The following is a 17,194-nucleotide window of genomic DNA, read 5'->3' as shown; positions in this document are numbered from 1 at the left end:
GGCGGAAGTGATTTCACCCGCGACGCATGTCAGAGCAGCGTGGGCAGCGCGATCACCGAGTCGACCGCCAGCGCGCAGAACACCACCGCGAGGTAGTTGTTGGACTGCAGGAACAGCCGCAGCGGCTTGACCGGCTCACCGGCCCGGACCCCGGCGTACAACTGGTGGGCCATCGCCAGGAACCAGACCCCGGCCACCACGGCGACCGCCGTGTACAGCCAGCCGGCGGCCAGCGCCAGCGCCATCGTCGCCAAGACGGTCAGCCAGGTGTAGATCAGGATCTGCTTGGTGACCTGGCGCTCGGTCGCCACGGCGGGCAGCATCGGAACCCCGGCCGCCTTGTAGTCGTCCTTGTAGCGCATCGCCAACGCCCAGGTGTGCGGGGGCGTCCAGAAGAAGATGATCGCGAACATCGCCAGCGCCGGCCAGCCGATGGTGCCGGTGACGGCCGACCAGCCGATCATCACCGGCATGCAGCCGGCCGCACCGCCCCACACGACGTTTTGCGAGGTGCGCCGTTTGAGCAGCAAGGTGTAGACGAACACGTAGAACGCGATCGTGGCGATGGCGAGCAGCCCCGACAGCAGGTTCGTCGTCCACCAGAGCCAGAAGAACGAGCCCACGGTCAGCAGCAGACCCAGTACCAGGGCGTTTCGGGTGGGCACCGCGGCCCTGGCCAACGGTCGGCGCGCGGTGCGCTTCATCAGCTTGTCGATGTCGGCGTCGGCGACGCAGTTGAGCGTGTTCGCCCCGCCGGCCGCCAGCATCCCGCCGATCAACGTGTTGAGGATCAGCAGCGGGTCGACATGGCCGCGGTGCGCCAGCAGCATCGCCGGAATGGCCGTGACCAGCAGCAGCTCGATGACGCGCGGCTTGGTCAACGCCAGGTAAGCCAGGACCGTGCCGCGTATGCGGCTCGGTGCTCGGGTTGGCTCTAGGCGCCCGCGAACGCTCACGCAATAACTCCTCGGGGTCGCAGCGGGGCGCAGGATCTACTACGCACGATGGTAGACCGCGTTGGCACCGCGGCCCGCCTCCAGGGTCAATTCACACGAAATTTCCCGACGGCGGCACTGATCGCAAGGTCGCGGACGCCTGGGCGTCACATCCGCCACGGGCGCCCAGGAATACCCGCAATCCCACACTGCAAACGCTGGCCCTCCCGCACTAGGGTGAGGATTGATCAGCGCATGTATTACGGCCACCCCAAGGACTGACGCCTGTGACCACACTCGAAGAGATCTCCACGCTGACCCGACCGCACCACCCCGACGACTGGAGCGACCTCGACTCGGCCGCCGTCGACACGGTGCGGGTGCTGGCCGCCGACGCGGTGCAAAAGGTCGGCAATGGCCACCCCGGGACCGCGATGAGCCTGGCGCCGCTGGCCTACACCCTGTTCCAGCGCGCGATGACCCACGACCCCAGCGACGTGCACTGGCTGGGCCGCGACCGGTTCATATTGTCGGCCGGGCACAGCAGCCTGACCCTGTACCTGCAGCTCTACCTCGGCGGGTTCGGCCTCGAACTGTCCGACATCGAGTCGCTGCGCACCTGGGGCTCCAAGACTCCCGGCCACCCGGAGTTTCGGCACACCAAGGGTGTTGAGATCACCACCGGCCCGCTGGGCCAAGGCCTCGCGTCCTCGGTCGGGATGGCGATGGCGGCGCGCTACGAGCGCGGTCTGTTCGACCCGGACGCCGCGCCCGGGGAAAGCCCGTTCGATCACTTCATCTACGTCATCGCCTCCGATGGGGACATCGAGGAGGGCGTGACCTCCGAGGCGTCCTCGCTGGCCGCCGTCCAGCAGCTGGGCAACCTGATCGTGTTCTACGACCACAACCAGATCTCGATCGAGGACGACACCGACATCGCGTTGTGCGAGGACACGGCCGCGCGCTACCGCGCCTACGGCTGGCACGTGCAAGAGGTGGAGGGCGGCGAGAACGTCGTCGGCATCGAGGAGGCCATCGCCAATGCGAAGGCCGTCCTCGACAAGCCGTCCTTCATCTCGCTGCGCACCATCATCGGCTACCCGGCGCCGAACTTGATGAACACGGGCAAGGCGCACGGCTCGGCGCTCGGCGACGATGAGGTGGCCGCCACCAAGAAGATCCTCGGCTTCGACCCGGACAAGACCTTCGAGGTACGCGACGAGGTCATCGCCCACGCCCGCAAGCTGGTGGACCGGGGCAAGGAAGCTCACGAGAAGTGGCAAGCGGAATTCGACGCCTGGGCACAGCGTGAACCCGAGCGTAAGGCGCTACTGGACCGGTTGACCGCGCAGAAGTTGCCCGACGGCTGGGATGCCGATATCCCGTATTGGGAGCCCGGCTCGAAGGCGCTGGCCACCCGCGCGGCATCCGGCAAGGTGCTCTCCGCGGTGGGGCCGAAACTCCCCGAGCTGTGGGGCGGTTCGGCCGACCTGGCGGGCAGCAACAACACCACTATGGATGGTGTGAAATCGTTTGGCCCGCCGTCGATTACGACCAAGGATTACACCGCCGACTGGTACGGCCGCACCTTGCACTTCGGAATTCGCGAGCACGCCATGGGCGCCATCCTGTCCGGCATCGTGCTGCACGGACCGACTCGCGCCTACGGCGGCACGTTCCTGCAGTTCTCCGACTACATGCGCGGGGCGGTGCGACTGGCATCGCTGATGGACATCGACACCATCTACGTGTGGACGCACGATTCGATCGGCCTCGGCGAGGACGGTCCGACCCACCAACCGATCGAGCACCTCGCGGCGCTGCGGGCCATCCCGAAGCTGTCGGTGGTGCGCCCGGCCGACGCCAACGAAACCGCCTACGCCTGGCGCACAATTTTGGCGCGGGGTAATGGCAGCGGCCCGGTTGGCCTGATCCTGACCCGCCAGGGTGTGCCGGTGCTCGAGGGCACCGACGCCGAAGGCGTCGCCCGGGGTGGCTACGTGCTGGGTGACGGGGGCGACGAAGAACCCGACGTCGTCCTGATCGCCACCGGCTCGGAGGTCCAGCTCGCGGTGGATGCCGCGAAGTTGTTGGCGGACAAGGACATTGTCGCGCGGGTGGTGTCGATGCCGTGTGTGGAGTGGTTCGAGTCCCAGCCGTCCGAGTACCGCGACAGCGTGCTGCCGCCGTCGGTCTCGGCCCGGGTGGCGGTCGAAGCCGGCATCGCGCAGCCGTGGCACAAACTGGTCGGCGACACCGGGAAGATCGTCTCGATCGAGCATTACGGCGAATCCGCCGACGCCAAGACATTGTTCCGTGAGTTCGGCTTCACCGCGGAGGCCGTCGCTGCCGCTGCGGAAGAAGTAGTCGATAATTGAGAAAGGCTGATTCAGATGACCCAGAACCCTAACCTCGCGGCGCTGGCCGACGCGGGCGTGTCCGTGTGGCTGGACGACTTGTCGCGAAACCGGCTGCAGTCGGGCAACCTGCAGGAGCTGATCGATACCAAGAGTGTCGTCGGTGTGACCACCAACCCGTCGATCTTCCAGAAAGCGTTCGCTGACGGCGACTCGTACGACGCCCAGATCGCCGAGTTGGCCGAACGCGGCGCCGACGTGGATGCGACCATTCGCACCGTCACCACCGACGACGTGCGCACCGCGTGCGACGTGCTGAGGCCGCAGTGGGAGGCCTCCGATGGGGTCGACGGCCGGGTCTCCATCGAGGTCGACCCGCGGCTGGCCAACGAAACCGACAAGACCGCCGCGCAGGCCATCGAGCTGTGGAAGATCGTCGACCGGCCCAACCTGCTGATCAAGATCCCGGCCACCAAGGCCGGCCTGCCGGCCATCACCGCCACTCTGGCGGAAGGGATTTCAGTCAACGTCACGCTGATCTTCTCGGTCGAGCGGCACCGCGAGGTGATCGACGCCTACCTGGCCGGCCTGGAAAAGGCCCGCGAGGCGGGACACGACCTGTCCAAGATCCATTCGGTGGCATCGTTTTTCGTGTCTCGGGTGGACAGCGAAATCGACAAGCGCCTGGAAAAGATCGGCACCCCGGACGCGCTCGCGCTGCGTGGTCAGGCCGCGGTCGCCAACGCCCGGCTGGCGTACGCGGCTTACCAGGAGGTCTTTGACGACGGCGAGCGTTTCCAGGCATTGAAGGCCGACGGAGCCCGAGTCCAGCGCCCGCTGTGGGCATCCACCGGCGTCAAGAACCCCGATTACTCCGATACCCTCTACGTGACCGAGCTGGTCGCGCCGTTCACGGTGAACACCATGCCGGAGAAGACAATTGATGCGGTCGCAGACCATGGAGTCATCAGCGGCAACACGATCACCGGCACTGCCGACTCGGCTCAGGGCGTGTTCGACAAGCTGTCGGCGATCGGCGTCGACCTGACCGATGTGTTCCTGGTCTTGGAGAATGAAGGTGTGGAGAAGTTCGTCGAATCCTGGACCGAGCTACTCGACGAGACACAGAAGCAGCTGAGTTCCACTGCCAAATGACGCAGGGTGCTGATGTCTCGCAATGGCGTAACCCATTGCGAGACAAGGACGATAAGCGGCTACCTAGAATCGCCGGCCCCTGCGCCCTGGTGCTTTTCGGTGTCACCGGCGATCTGGCGCACAAAAAAGTGGTGCCGGCCATCTATGACCTGGCCAACCGCGGCCTGCTGCCACCAACCTTCTCGCTGATCGGCTTCGGCCGCCGCGACTGGGATCACGACGCCTTCGCCCAGGTGATCCACGACGACGTCAAACAGTACTGCCGCACCCCGTTTCGGCAGGCTATTTGGGAGCGGCTGGCCGAAGGATTGCGGTTCGTGCAGGGCGCTTTCGACGACGACGCCGCGTTCGCGCGGCTGGCCGAGACGCTCGACAAGCTCGATGCCGAGCGTGGTATCGGCGGCAATCACGCGTTCTATCTGGCAATCCCGCCGAAGTCGTTCCCGGTGGTGTGCGAACAATTGCATTCCTCCGGGCTGGCGCGCCCGCTTGAGGGCAGGTGGAGCCGGGTGGTCATCGAGAAGCCGTTCGGCCACGACCTGAAAAGCGCGTGCGATCTCAACCATGTGGTCAATTCGGTGTTCCCGGAGGAGTCGGTGTTCCGCATCGACCACTATCTGGGCAAGGAGACGGTCCAGAACATCTTGGCGTTGCGATTCGCCAATCAACTGTGGGACCCGATCTGGAACGCGCACTACGTCGACCACGTGCAGATCACGATGGCCGAGGACATCGGGCTGGGTGGACGGGCCGGTTATTACGACGGCATCGGCGCGGCCCGCGATGTCATCCAGAACCACCTGATGCAGTTGTTGGCGCTCACCGCGATGGAAGAGCCGGTGAGCTTCAATGCGCGCGCGTTGCAAGCCGAGAAGATCAAGGTGCTGTCGGCTACTCAGCTCGCCCAGCCGCTGGACCAGACCACCAGCCGCGGCCAATACGCCGCCGGCTGGCAGGGCGGCGAGCAAGTGGTGGGACTGCTTGACGAGGAAGGTTTCTCCAAAGACTCCACCACCGAGACCTTCGCCGCGATCACGCTCGAGGTGGACACGCGACGCTGGGCCGGGGTGCCTTTCTATCTGCGCACCGGGAAACGCCTGGGCCGCAGGGTGACCGAGATCGCACTGGTTTTCAAACGCGCACCGCATCTGCCGTTCGACGCGACCATGACCGACGAGCTGGGCACCAACGCTCTGGTCATCCGGGTACAGCCCGACGAGGGAATCACGCTGCGGTTCGGCTCCAAGGTCCCGGGCTCGATGGAGGTCCGCGATGTCAACATGGACTTCTCCTACGGCGCGGCCTTCGCCGAAGACTCACCCGAGGCCTACGAACGACTGATCCTGGACGTACTGCTGGGCGAACCGTCGCTGTTCCCCGTGAACGAAGAGGTCGAATTGGCCTGGCAGATACTCGATCCCGTTCTCGACCATTGGGCGTCAGACGGAAAGCCCGACCCGTACGAGTCGGGCACCTGGGGACCGGCGTCGGCGTTCGAGATGTTGCGCCGCACCGACCGGGAATGGCGGCGGCCGTGATCCGCGCCGGCGACGATGCTGAGGAGCGGCGCCCATGATTGTCGACCTGCTCGACACCACGACCACCGCGGTCAACAAGAAGCTCGACCAGTTGCGCGAAGAGGCCGGCGTGGTCATGCTGGGCCGGGTCGGAACGCTGATCATCAAGTCGGACAACGACACCTGGCTCGAGGAGGCCATCGAGGCCGCCAACGCCGCCAGCCACGAACACCCGAGCCGGGTCCTGGTGGTGGCGGCCGGCGACACCGATGGCCGCGATGCGCGCCTGGATGCTCAGGTTCGGGTCGGCGGCGACGCCGGTGCCGGGGAGGTCGTGGTGCTGCGGCTGTCCGGCCCGCTGTCCGGTCACTCGGCCAGCGTCGTCATTCCGTTCCTGCTTCCCGATATCCCGGTCGTGGTGTGGTGGCCCGATGTTGCCCCCGCGGTGCCCGCCCAAGACCCGTTGGGCAAGTTGGCGATTCGCCGGATCACCGACGCGACCAACACCGACGACCCGCTGTCGGTGATCAAGAGCCGGCTTCCCGGATACACCGCCGGGGACACCGACCTGGCCTGGGCGCGGATCACCTATTGGCGGGCGTTGCTCACCTCCGCGGTAGACCAGAAACCGCACGAGAAGATCGAATCGGCGGTGGTTTCCGGTCTGCGCACCGAACCCTCGCTCGATGTCCTGGCGGGCTGGTTGGCCAGCCGCATCGACGGACCGGTGCGCCGGCAAGTCGGCGAACTCAAAGTCGAACTGGTGCGCAAGAGCGAAACCATCACGCTGAGCAGACCACAGGAGGGCACGACCGCCACCCTGAGCCGGACGGGCCGACCGGATGCTCTGGTTCCGTTGGCGCGCAGGGAAACCCGCGAATGCCTGGCCGAAGATATGCGCCGACTGGACCCCGACGAGGTCTACTTCAGCGCCCTCGAAGGAATCGATAAGGTGCAATACGCGTGAGCAGAATTGTTGAAGTCTTCCCGGACAGCGAATCCCTGGTCGACGCCGCGGGGCAGCGGTTGGTCGACACCATCCGGGCCGCCGTGGCGGCGCGCGGACGCGCCTTGATCGTGCTGACCGGCGGCGGCAACGGCATCGGACTGCTGAAGTATCTGCGCGCCCACGCCGACCGGATCGACTGGTCGAAGGTTCACCTCTTCTGGGGCGACGAGCGCTATGTTCCCGAGGACGACGGCGAGCGCAACGAGAAGCAGGCCCGCGAGGCGCTGCTCGATCACATCGACATCCCGTCGAGCAACGTGCATCCGATGGCCGCCAGTGACGGCGAGTTCGGCAGCGATCTCGTCGCCGCGGCGCTGGCCTACGAGCAACTGTTGGCGGCCAACGCCGAACCCGGCGAGCAGGTACCGAACTTCGATGTCCACCTGCTGGGCATGGGGCCCGAGGGCCACATCAACTCGCTGTTCCCCGACACCGCGGCGGTGTTGGAGACCGCCCGCATGGTGGTGTCCGTCGACGACTCCCCCAAGCCGCCGCCGCGACGAATCACCCTGACGATCCCGGCGATCCGGCGTTCCCGCGAGGTGTGGTTGCTGGTCTCCGGGGCCGCCAAGGGTGAGGCCGCCGCCGCTGCCATCGGAGGTGCCGAACCGGTTTCGATACCGGCCGCCGGAGCCGTTGGGCTCGAGACGACGCTCTGGCTGCTCGACGCGGAGGCCGCCGCCGAGCTTCCCTCCTGACGAGGCCCGCCCATCCAATTCGATGTTCAGAGGTTTTCCCTGGTCCCGTCCCGGTCATAATTACCGTCATGGCAGACCGAACGGTGCGCAACGGGCCTGAGCGAAACCGGATCAAAACCCTCACTCAGGCAGCTCTGAACGCCGACAAGACGGTCGGGCAGGTCGAGGACGTCCTCGACGGTCTCGGCAAGACCATGAACGAGCTGAGCAGCTCCCTGACCCGGTTGAACGGCACGGTCGAGCGCTTGGAGGGCGGACTGGACCATCTGGAGGGGACGCTGCAAAACCTCGACGAGCTCGCCAAGCGACTCATCGCGGTGGTCGAGCCGGTGGAATCGATCGTCAAGCGCATCGACTACATCGTGGGTGTGGGCGAGACGGTCATGTCGCCGCTATCGGTGACCGAGCACGCGGTACGCGGCGTGGTGGACCGGCTGCGGAACCGGACACCGCAGTAGACGTGACCGGCGCCCACCCGGTGCCCGCGCCGCCGTACGCGGAAGGCATCGGCCTGCCGTGGGACGTCCCCGTCGACGACGCCGTCGCGGTGATCGCCGCGGCCCGCGCCCGACATGGCGACACCTTCGCCGTGAAAAGCGGCGCCGACCGCTATCTGTTCACCTTCTCGCCCACCGGCGTCGAGTCGTTCTACGCGCTGACCGAGGAGACCGCCAGCAAGGGTGTCGCGGACTACCTGATGCTGCGGCGCAAGCTGCCCGACGACATCTTTGCCGGGCGACGCATCCTGCCGAACATGCTGTTTCGCCGCGATGACGTGGCCGGCTATCTAGTCAACCTGGACCACGCGCTCGAGCAGACCGTGCGCGAGCTGGGTTCGGCGGGTTCGGTCGACGTCTTCGGGCTGATGCGACGGCTTGGCCACCGGATGGGGCTGGCCTCGTGGGCCGGACCCCGGTCAGCCGACGGCGAGACTTTCGAGCGCCTGGTGCGCGCCTTCGACACGCTGGACGGCTCCGACGCGTTTGTTCATCCCGATCGGATGGCGGCGGTGGCCGCAACCGACAAGCGTGCCGAGCGGACCGCGCTGGACGAGATCGCCGACGCCATCGCCGATGCGGTGCGCAGTTTCGACAACGGTGACACGCGGAACCATGAGCTGTTCGGCAGGATCGTGGACGCCTGGTCGTCGGAGTCGCAGCACACTCGGCCGCGCGGGATCGCGCTCGACGTCGCGCTGATCCATATCGCGTCGATGTCGAACCTGGCAGCCGCGCTGGGCTGGGCACTGGTCGACCTCCTCGAGCATCCGATCCAGCTGCAGCGAGTTCGTTTGGGCGACAATACTTTTGCCCAGAGCTGTGCGCTGGAGTCGACTCGCATCGCCCAACGTTCGATCATGAGCCGCAGCGTGCTGTCCGCGGTCGCGTTCGACGCCGGCGAGGTCACTTACCAGGTGCCGCCAGGCTGGACCATCGCCACGTTGCTGCCGCTGCTCAACACCTCCGTGGCGCCGGGCCTACAGCGGTGGGATCCCGATCGATGGACACGCCGCCATCTGACCGAAAGGGACGCTCTCCCTTCGCCCATGCTGGTGACGGCCTTCGGGCACGGCAAGCATTCCTGTCCGGCCCAACCGTTCTCGCTGTCGGCCATGACGGCGGCCATGACTCACCTGTTGGGTCAGTACCGGATGACGCCGCGGTGGACGTCGCATCCGCGACCCGTCGGAGCCCAGATCGGTGGTGTCGCAAGGGCGGCCGGCCCGTGCCGGATCGACTATGTGAAATCTTCCTGAACCGCTACATCTTGGTCAAGCGGGCCATCGCGAAGCTGTACAAACCGTAGCTGACGATCCCCAGGCCGGCCGCGATCAGCAGCACCCGTCCGTACGGTTGAGCGCCCAGCGTCTTGAGAGCTCCGTCCAGCCCGCTGGCCTTCTCCGGCTCCGAGCGGAGTGCGGCGAGGACGACCAGAGCCCCCGCGCCGGCGATCACCACCCCCTTGGCGATATAGCCGACGATGCCCAATCGCCGTACCACGTTGCCGGAATTGCCCTTCAGATCGTCGACGAAGTTGCGGCTGGCGCCCTTGTAGACGTGGTAGCCGCCCACCGCGACGACGATCACGCCGCAAAGCACGAGTGCGACGGTGCCGGCGGTGCTCTGCATCAGGTGCGCGCTGATCGTGGAATTCTGCTGGCCGGCAGACTTGCCGGCGCCCCGGGCGAAACCGAACGCGGAGTAGGCGAGCGCGACGTAGACCACGGCCAGCGCCAAGGCCTTCGCCCGATCCAGCGCGCCCGACGGGGCGCCGTCCCGCTGGTCGCTGGACCGGCCGAGTGCGGTTTCGACCAGCCGCCACAGGCCCAGCACCAGCAGAGCGGCGGCGGCGAACCACAGCGCGACGGGGCCACCCGGTTCACCTGCCAGGGTGGCCAGCGCACCGGTTTGATCGGCGATGCCGCCCGCACCGAACGCGATCCGGATGGCCAAGTAGCCGACGACCAGGTGTAACAGCCCGCTCACGACGAAACCGGCACGTGCCAGTCGCTCGAAGACCGTGTTCTGGGCTACCCGGGTCGCAGTGGCAGACGACGTTTCCTCGGACGGCATCGAGTCAGACATGGGCCCCACCCATGCCCTATGCCCGTTATCCGCTATTGCGTAACGCGCTCGCCAACCCGTTCATCGTCAACAGAATCCCGCGTTGCACCAATGGGTCGTCGTCCCCCGAACGGTAGCGCCGAAGCAGCTCTACCTGCAGGTGATTCAGGGGCTCGAGGTAGGGGAATCGGTTGAACACCGAACGTGCCAGCGCCGGGTTGTCGGCAAGGAGATCGTCCTGACCGGTGATCAGCTTGTGCATCGCGATCGTTCGCTGATGCTCGTCAACGATCTTGCCGAAAACCCTGCGTCGCAAGGATTCATCGGCCACCAGTTCCGCGTAGCGCGCGGCCAGCCCCAGGTCGCTCTTGGCCAACACCTGCGCCATGTTCGACAACACGCTGCGGAAGAACGGCCAACGTTCGTACAGATCGTGCAGGATTTCGACTCGCTCGTTCTCGTCGCCGGCGGCGATCCACTGCTCGAATGCTCTTCCCGTGCCATACCAACCGGGCAGCATGACCCGCGACTGACTCCAGGCCAGCACCCACGGAATGGCGCGCAGGTCCGCGATCGACTCGGTGGGCTTGCGTGAGCTCGGACGGCTGCCGATGTTCAACGACCCGATCTCGCTGACCGGTGTGGAAGCTTTGAAATACTCGACGAAACCCGGTGTCTCGTGGACTAATTCGGCATACGCCTGACGAGCCAGCTCGGCGATCTCCTCCAGCACCGCGTACGCTGGCTCCGCCGCGTCGCCGAGACCCTCCACATCCAGCAGTGTCGACTCCAAAGTGGCCGCCACCAGGCTTTCCAGATTCCGTTGCGCCAGAACCGGTTCGGCATACTTGGCCGCGATCACCTCGCCCTGCTCGGTGAGGCGCAGCGAACCGTTCACCGCACCCGGCGGCTGCGCCAGGATAGCCTGGTAGCTCGGGCCACCGCCACGGCCGACAGTACCGCCGCGGCCATGAAAGAGCCGCAGTCGAATTCCGGTTTTCCGGGCCACTTCGGCCAGTGCGAGCTCGGCCCGGTAAACCGCCCAGTTCGCGGTCAGATAACCGCCGTCCTTGTTGGAGTCGGAGTAGCCGAGCATCACCTCCTGACCGTCGCCGCGGGCGGCCACCACCGCTCGATAGATCGGGAGCTCGAGCATCGCGTGCAAAATCGCTGCGCCGTTGTGCAGGTCGTCAATCGTCTCGAACAGCGGGGAAATGCCGATGGGACAATAGGGTTCGGGCCCGGAGACATCCAGCAGCCCGGTTTCCTTGAGCAGGATCGCGGCCTCCAGCACGTCCGACACGGACTGGCACATCGAAATGACGTAGTTCGGCACGGCCGCCGGACCATAGCGCTCGACGGCGTGCGCGGCGGCCTCGACCACACTCAATTCCTTGTGGGCCAGCTCGGACAACCGCGCGCGGTCGCTGAGCAGCGGGCGCCTCGTAACCAGTTCGTCCGCCAATAGCTCCACCCGCTGGTCTTCCGGTAGCGAACGATAGTCGGGGTGGACTCCAGCCCAGGCGAGCAGCTCGCCGACCACTTCCTCGTGTACGTCGGAGTTTTGCCGCATATCCAGGCCGCTCAGGTGAAATCCGAAGACGTGCACGGCTTCTCGTAAGAGACCCAGCCGATCGTCGGCCAGCAGCACGCTGCCGTGGCTGCGCAACGACACGTCGACGACGTCGAGATCGGCCCGCAGTTCGTCGGGCGTGGCATACGGTTCCAACGCCAGGTCGAGCAGATGCAGCGGTTCGTCGTCCAAAATCGCGGCGGCCGTCGCGCTGAGCCGGCCCCGAATCACCCGCACGGCCCGTCGATACGGCTCGTCGGCTCTGGCCTGCTCCGGGCAGCTCTGCTCCAGCGCCGTCAAGTCGGGCGTGACGGTGATCAATCGCGCCGACATCGAAAGCTCCTGCTCGAGGTCGGTGAGCTCCGACAGATAGTGCGCCACCGCGGTGAATGCGGCGCTGGCGGTGGCTCGCCGGACCACCGCGGCGGTCACGTTGGGGTTTCCGTCGCGGTCCCCCCCGATCCACGAGCCCGGCTGCAGGATGGGCTCGGAAAGCAGGTCGGCGTCGGGCCAGCGGGCGCGCAGCGCATCGCGAACCTCGGAGTTCACCTGCGGGATCACCTCCAACAACGCTGCCTGGTAGTACCGCAGGCCGACGTCGATTTCGTCGGTGATCTGCAATCGCGAGAGCCGGATCAGCGCGGTCTGCCAGAGCGTGAGCACCTGCCGGCGCAACTCGCGCTCGATGCTGTGGCCATCGCTGGTCTCTCGGTGACCCTCGGCGTGCCGTCGCATCAACTCGGTGATCCGATGTTGGGCGACGAAGACGGTGCGCCGGCGGGTCTCGGTCGGATGGGCGGTGATTACCGGAGAAACCAGCGCACCCTTGAGCGCTTCGGCGACGGTGGCCGAATCCAGCTCCGCGGAATCCAGTTTCGCGTAGGTGGCGGCCAGGCTGCTGTCTTGCGGGGGCTCGCCGGCGTCGACGTGGACGTGGCGGCGGCGCTCGCGGTGGATGTCTTCGGCGACGTTGGCCAGCAGCGCGAAGTGGCTGAACGCCCGGATGATCGGGACCGCCAAGTGGATGTCGATGCCGTCGAACATGTGCGAGATCTCGGTCCGATCGATCTCGGAGCGACGCACCCGGAACGATTCCACCCGGGCACGTTCGACCAGGTCGAATACCTCGTCACCGTTCTGCTCACGCACCGTGTCGCCGAGGATGGTGCCGAGCATCCTGATGTCGGCGCGCATGGGCTCGGTCGCTTCACGACCCACCCGGGTCCGCTGCACGGCGCCGATCGGCGCCAGCGCGGCTTCGGAAGCAAGCTCGGAAACCTCAACCATGCGTTCCAGTATCGGTGCGGACGGCGCGAACCGCTTGCCGACAGAAAAGCGTCAGCGGTACTTGATCTGCAGCGCCATGCCGATGATGCACACCAGCCAGATGCCGACGACGAACACCGTCAGTCGGTCCAGGTTCTTCTCCACCACGGTGGACCCGGACAAGCTGGACTGCACACCGCCACCGAACAGCGTGGACAGGCCGCCACCCTTGGCGCGATGCAGCAGCACCAGCAGCACCACCAGGATGCTGGTGACCACCAGGGTGATCTGTAGGGCCAAAACCATGAGCGACAGCTTACCGGTTACCGCTGGACCGGCCGTGACCGCTGCTTCCCAGGGGTCCGGACGCCCACGCGGTCGCGGTCCGGTCGAGGTTCTCCAACCGACGCCGCACCTCCGCGATCAGTCCCGCCGGCGCCTCACCGGCATCCACCGCCGAGCTGACCGCGGTGATCGCGTCGACGGTGTCTTCCAGGTCGATGGCGGCGGGGATGACCCGCAGGGCCAGGGAACTCACCGGCGGCGGTTCCAGCGCGGCGGCCTCTGCGGTGGCGCGCACCTGATGGGCCAGCCGGTAGGCATCGGCCCGGATGGGTTGCCAGTGCCGGCGCTGCCCGGCGGGTTTGACCGCCTCGGTCAAGTAGCTGTGTGAGGCCGTCAGCCCCCGGACCAGCTGGGCGTAGGCGGGAAACCGCCGAGCTTCGGGCCACAACAGGTATCCGAACACCACCGCCACCGCGGCCCCGACGAAGGTGTCCAGCAGTCGCACCGCGGGCGCGACCGGATCCACCTGGCCGATCGCTTGGGACAGCAGCGCCGAGGTGGTGATTCCGATCACGGCAAGGCCGTACAGCTTCGGTACCGAGAGCACGACGAAACCCAACGCCAGTGCCGTGGCCGCTACCAGCGGCAAGCCGGGCGAGAGCACCGCCAGCACGGCCGTTGCCACCAGCGCGCCGATCAGGGTGCCGAATATCCGGTTCACCGTGCGCACGAAGACCGAGGCGTATTCGGGCCGCACGATGACGGCCGTGGTCAGTGGCAGCCAGAACGAATGGGTTTGCTGCCGCATCGCGACCGTGAGCGCGGTGGCCACGGCCATGCAGAGGCCGAGTCGCACCCCGTTGGCCAGGCCGGCGCGCGAGGTGGCGGCGCGAACCAGCCCCGACAACCGCGGCGTCTCGGGCGTCACCGTGCCCGGCCGTGTCGGCTGCCGGCTCAGCGCATCCGCCAGCTCGACCAAACCCGGATTCGTCCCGGCATCCGCCTCGGAAAACGGGACCGATACCGGCAAAGCATCCCAAATCTGTTGTCCTGCTTGGCGAATGGACGTGATCGCGGCCTCGGGCACTGGTCTGCCCTGGGCGTAGAGCGTTGCCGCCGCGAAGGCCACCAGGTCGGCCCCGCGACGGTCGCGCGCGGCGCGTGCGACGGCCGACGCGGCAGCCAGCCGGGTGCGGGCCGCACCGGCCTGCTCGGTGCCGATCGCCGCGCACAGGTCCGCTGCCGCGAAGTACACCGCCGCCTGCGCCCGGCGTTCGGGTTTATCGCGATGGAATGCCCACGGCGCCAGCACAGAAACCGCGGCGACCGACGTGCCGCCGAGGTAGCACACCGCCTGCTGCCACCACGGCAGCGACGAACCACCGAACTGGCCGAAGGCGACGCCGATCGACAGCATCAGCCCGAATGCCGGTGCGCTGGCCCCGGTTCCGCCCACCATGCCCGAGATCGCCCCGGCGACCGCAGCGGTGAAAACTTGCCCGGCGCCGGAGCCCGGCCACAGCTGCGCGCCCACGCTGATCCCCACCGCCCCGCCGATGGCCTGCGCCACCCAGGCCCACCACCGGGCCCGGTAGAAGCCCCGGACCAGGAAGACGACCGCGCAGGCGGCTCCCAGGTAGGCCAGCCCGACCAGCTGCAGCTGGCCGAACAGGACGCCGGTCCCGGCGATCAGGGCCGCGGTGCCCGTTGCCCACAGGGCGGGACCCACGGCCCAGGGCGCCTTGGACGGACGTAGCGATGCGGCGATGCTGCGGCCGAACGCCGCCGCCGGCGAACCCATGTCGGCCGCGAAGCTAGGGCAGCGGCCCACCGGCGGCGATGGCGGCCAGCGTCGCGAACTGCTCGCCGTCCAGCGACGCGCCCCCGACCAGGCCACCGTCGACGTCGTCCTGCGCGACGATCTCGCCGACGTTCTTAGCGCTCACCGAGCCGCCGTAGAGCACCCGCACGGTCTCGGCGGTCTGCGGTGACGCCAGCGCGCCCAGCTGCGTGCGGATCGCCGCGCATACCTCCTGGGCGTCCCCGGCACTGGCCACCCGGCCGGTTCCGATCGCCCAGACCGGCTCGTAGGCGATGACGACCTGGCCGATCTGATCGCCCGACAGCCCGGCCAGTGACTCGCGCACCTGCTTCTCGCAGTGGCTGACATGCTCGCCGGCCTCCCGGACGTCGAGGTGTTCGCCGACGCACACGATCGGGGTCAGGCCGTTCTTGAGCGCGGCCGCGGCCTTGGCGGCCACCAGTGCGTCGTCCTCGTTGTGATAGGTCCGCCGCTCCGAGTGGCCGACGACGACGTAGCTGCAGCCCAGCTTGGCCAGGAAGGTGCCGCTGATGTCGCCGGTGTAGGCACCCGACTCGTGCTGAGACAGATCCTGGGCGCCGTAGGTCAACCGCAGCTTGTCGCCGTCGACCAGGGTCTGCACACTGCGCAGGTTGGTGAACGGGGGCAACACCGTGACGTCGACCTTGTCGAAGTACTTGTCCGGCAACGCGAATGCGATCTTCTGGACCAGCGCGATGGCCTCGAAGTGATTGAGGTTCATCTTCCAGTTGCCGGCGATCAGCGGCTTACGGCTCACGACTCTCCTTCGCTCGGCTGCGGGCGACCCAGAACCTCGATGCCGGGGAGCGATTTGCCCTCCAGGTACTCCAGCGATGCGCCACCGCCGGTGGAGATGTGCGAGAAGGCGTCCTCGGGGATTTTCAGCGCGCGGACCGCGGCGGCGGAATCACCACCGCCCACCACGCTGAACGCACCCTTGCCGGTGGCCGCGACGATCGCGTCGGCGACACCCTTGGTGCCCGCGGCGTATGCCGGGAATTCGAAGACGCCCATCGGGCCGTTCCAGAACACCGTTCGAGCGTTGGACAGCAACGTGGCGAACCGCTTGATCGAACCCGGTCCGATATCCAGGCCCATCAGGTCGTCCGGAATCGCGTTGGCGGCCACAAACTGTGGTGGCGAGTCGGCGGCGAAGTTCTCGGTCACCACGATGTCGCCCGGCAGCCGCAGCACGTCGGCGTAGGTGTCCAGCAGGTTGCGGCAGGTCTCGATCATGTTTTCTTCGAGCAGCGATCTGCCCACCGAAAATCCCTGTGCGGCAAGGAAAGTGAAGCACATCCCGCCGCCGATCACGATGCTGTCGGCTTTGGTCGCCAGCGACTCGATGACGCCGAGCTTGTCGGACACCTTGGAACCGCCGAGCACGACCGCGTAGGGGCGGGTGGTCGAGCTGGTCAGCTGCTCGAGCACCCGGATCTCGTCGGCCACCAGCGTGCCGGCGTAGTGCGGCAGCAGCGTGGCGATGTCGTACACCGAGGCCTGCTTGCGGTGCACCACGCCGAAGCCGTCGGAGACGAAAGCCCCTCCCGGCGAGACCAATTCCGCCAGCTGCTTGGCCAGGGCCAGCCGCTGGCCGTCGTCCTTGCTGGTCTCACGCGCATCGAACCGGATGTTCTCCAGCAGCAGGACGTCGCCGTCGGTCAGACCCTCGGCACGGGCGAGCGCATCGGTACCGACCACGTCACCCGCCAGCTGCACATGCCGACCCAGCTGCTCGCCCAGCGCGGCCGCGACCGGCGCCAGCGACAGCTTGGGGTCGGGCCCGTCCTTGGGACGACCCAGATGCGCGGTCACCACCACCTTGGCGCCGGCATCCAAAAGCGCCTTAAGGGTCGGGACCGACGCGGTGATCCGGCCCGGATCGGTGATCTTGCCCGCATCGTCGAGCGGGACGTTCAAATCTGAACGCACCAGCACGGCACGACCCGAAACACCCTCGGACAGAAGGTCTTCGAGGTTTGGAACGCCCAC

14 protein-coding genes are annotated in these 17,194 nt (G+C 67.0%); 7 read left to right on the top strand and 7 right to left on the bottom strand.

Translation table 11 applies throughout. From position 1 onward, the window contains the following. Window positions 1–29 precede the first annotated feature (29 nt). Entirely contained in the window at window positions 30–956 is a 927-nt protein-coding gene (locus tag OK015_RS13030) for a heme o synthase (RefSeq protein ID WP_268131986.1), read from the bottom strand. 266 nt (window positions 957–1,222) lie between these two features. Between OK015_RS13030 and tkt the strand changes: the two genes are divergently transcribed. Genes tkt through OK015_RS12995 form a run of 7 tightly spaced genes read left to right on the top strand, consistent with a single transcriptional unit; the run spans window position 1,223 to window position 9,427 of the window. Continuing rightward, window positions 1,223–3,313, top strand: coding sequence for a transketolase (gene tkt, locus OK015_RS13025; RefSeq protein ID WP_268131984.1), 2,091 nt, complete (start codon window positions 1,223–1,225; stop codon window positions 3,311–3,313). 15 nt (window positions 3,314–3,328) lie between these two features. Then, window positions 3,329–4,447, top strand: coding sequence for a transaldolase (gene tal, locus OK015_RS13020; protein ID WP_268131982.1), 1,119 nt, complete (start codon window positions 3,329–3,331; stop codon window positions 4,445–4,447). Next, window positions 4,444–5,985, top strand: coding sequence for a glucose-6-phosphate dehydrogenase (gene zwf / locus OK015_RS13015; protein ID WP_268131981.1), 1,542 nt, complete (start codon window positions 4,444–4,446; stop codon window positions 5,983–5,985). Before tal ends, zwf begins: the two co-directional genes overlap by 4 nt. A gap of 34 nt (window positions 5,986–6,019) precedes the next feature. After that, window positions 6,020–6,931, top strand: a complete 912-nt coding sequence (gene opcA, locus OK015_RS13010; protein WP_268131979.1) for a glucose-6-phosphate dehydrogenase assembly protein OpcA — start codon at window positions 6,020–6,022, stop codon at window positions 6,929–6,931. Continuing rightward, window positions 6,928–7,671, top strand: coding sequence for a 6-phosphogluconolactonase (gene pgl, locus OK015_RS13005; protein ID WP_268131977.1), 744 nt, complete (start codon window positions 6,928–6,930; stop codon window positions 7,669–7,671). Before opcA ends, pgl begins: the two co-directional genes overlap by 4 nt. 59 nt (window positions 7,672–7,730) lie before the next feature. Further along, the gene (locus OK015_RS13000; protein WP_268132694.1) at window positions 7,731–8,129 is read left to right on the top strand and encodes an ATPase; all 399 of its coding nucleotides are present in this window, start codon (window positions 7,731–7,733) and stop codon (window positions 8,127–8,129) included. Window positions 8,130–8,131: 2 nt separating this feature from the next. Further along, window positions 8,132–9,427 (top strand): cytochrome, encoded by a 1,296-nt coding sequence (locus OK015_RS12995; RefSeq protein ID WP_268131975.1) that lies wholly within the window; start codon window positions 8,132–8,134, stop codon window positions 9,425–9,427. A gap of 4 nt (window positions 9,428–9,431) precedes the next feature. Here the strand turns inward: OK015_RS12995 and OK015_RS12990 are convergent, their stop codons facing one another. From OK015_RS12990 to OK015_RS12965, 6 genes are read right to left on the bottom strand one after another with little or no spacing between them, the layout of a single operon-like run. Continuing rightward, window positions 9,432–10,256 (bottom strand): DUF1206 domain-containing protein, encoded by an 825-nt coding sequence (locus OK015_RS12990; protein ID WP_268131973.1) that lies wholly within the window; start codon window positions 10,254–10,256, stop codon window positions 9,432–9,434. Window positions 10,257–10,281: 25 nt separating this feature from the next. Then, on the bottom strand, window positions 10,282–13,095 hold the full coding sequence (gene ppc, locus OK015_RS12985) for a phosphoenolpyruvate carboxylase (RefSeq protein ID WP_268131971.1): 2,814 nt from the start codon (window positions 13,093–13,095) through the stop codon (window positions 10,282–10,284). A 51-nt stretch (window positions 13,096–13,146) separates the two neighbouring features. After that, the gene (gene secG / locus OK015_RS12980; RefSeq protein ID WP_036468630.1) at window positions 13,147–13,380 is read right to left on the bottom strand and encodes a preprotein translocase subunit SecG; all 234 of its coding nucleotides are present in this window, start codon (window positions 13,378–13,380) and stop codon (window positions 13,147–13,149) included. A 10-nt stretch (window positions 13,381–13,390) separates the two neighbouring features. Beyond that, complete coding sequence (locus OK015_RS12975) at window positions 13,391–15,160, bottom strand: FUSC family protein (RefSeq protein WP_268131967.1); 1,770 nt, start codon at window positions 15,158–15,160, stop codon at window positions 13,391–13,393. Window positions 15,161–15,173: 13 nt separating this feature from the next. Then, entirely contained in the window at window positions 15,174–15,959 is a 786-nt protein-coding gene (gene tpiA / locus OK015_RS12970) for a triose-phosphate isomerase (RefSeq protein WP_268131966.1), read from the bottom strand. Continuing rightward, window positions 15,956–17,194 carry a phosphoglycerate kinase gene (locus OK015_RS12965; protein WP_268131964.1) on the bottom strand — a complete coding sequence of 413 codons (1,239 nt, stop codon included), beginning with the start codon at window positions 17,192–17,194 and terminating at the stop codon, window positions 15,956–15,958. Before OK015_RS12965 ends, tpiA begins: the two co-directional genes overlap by 4 nt.

The sequence above is a fragment of the Mycobacterium sp. Aquia_216 genome (assembly GCF_026723865.1).
Classification (GTDB): domain Bacteria; phylum Actinomycetota; class Actinomycetes; order Mycobacteriales; family Mycobacteriaceae; genus Mycobacterium.
This window is presented reverse-complemented; position numbering and strand designations above follow the sequence as displayed.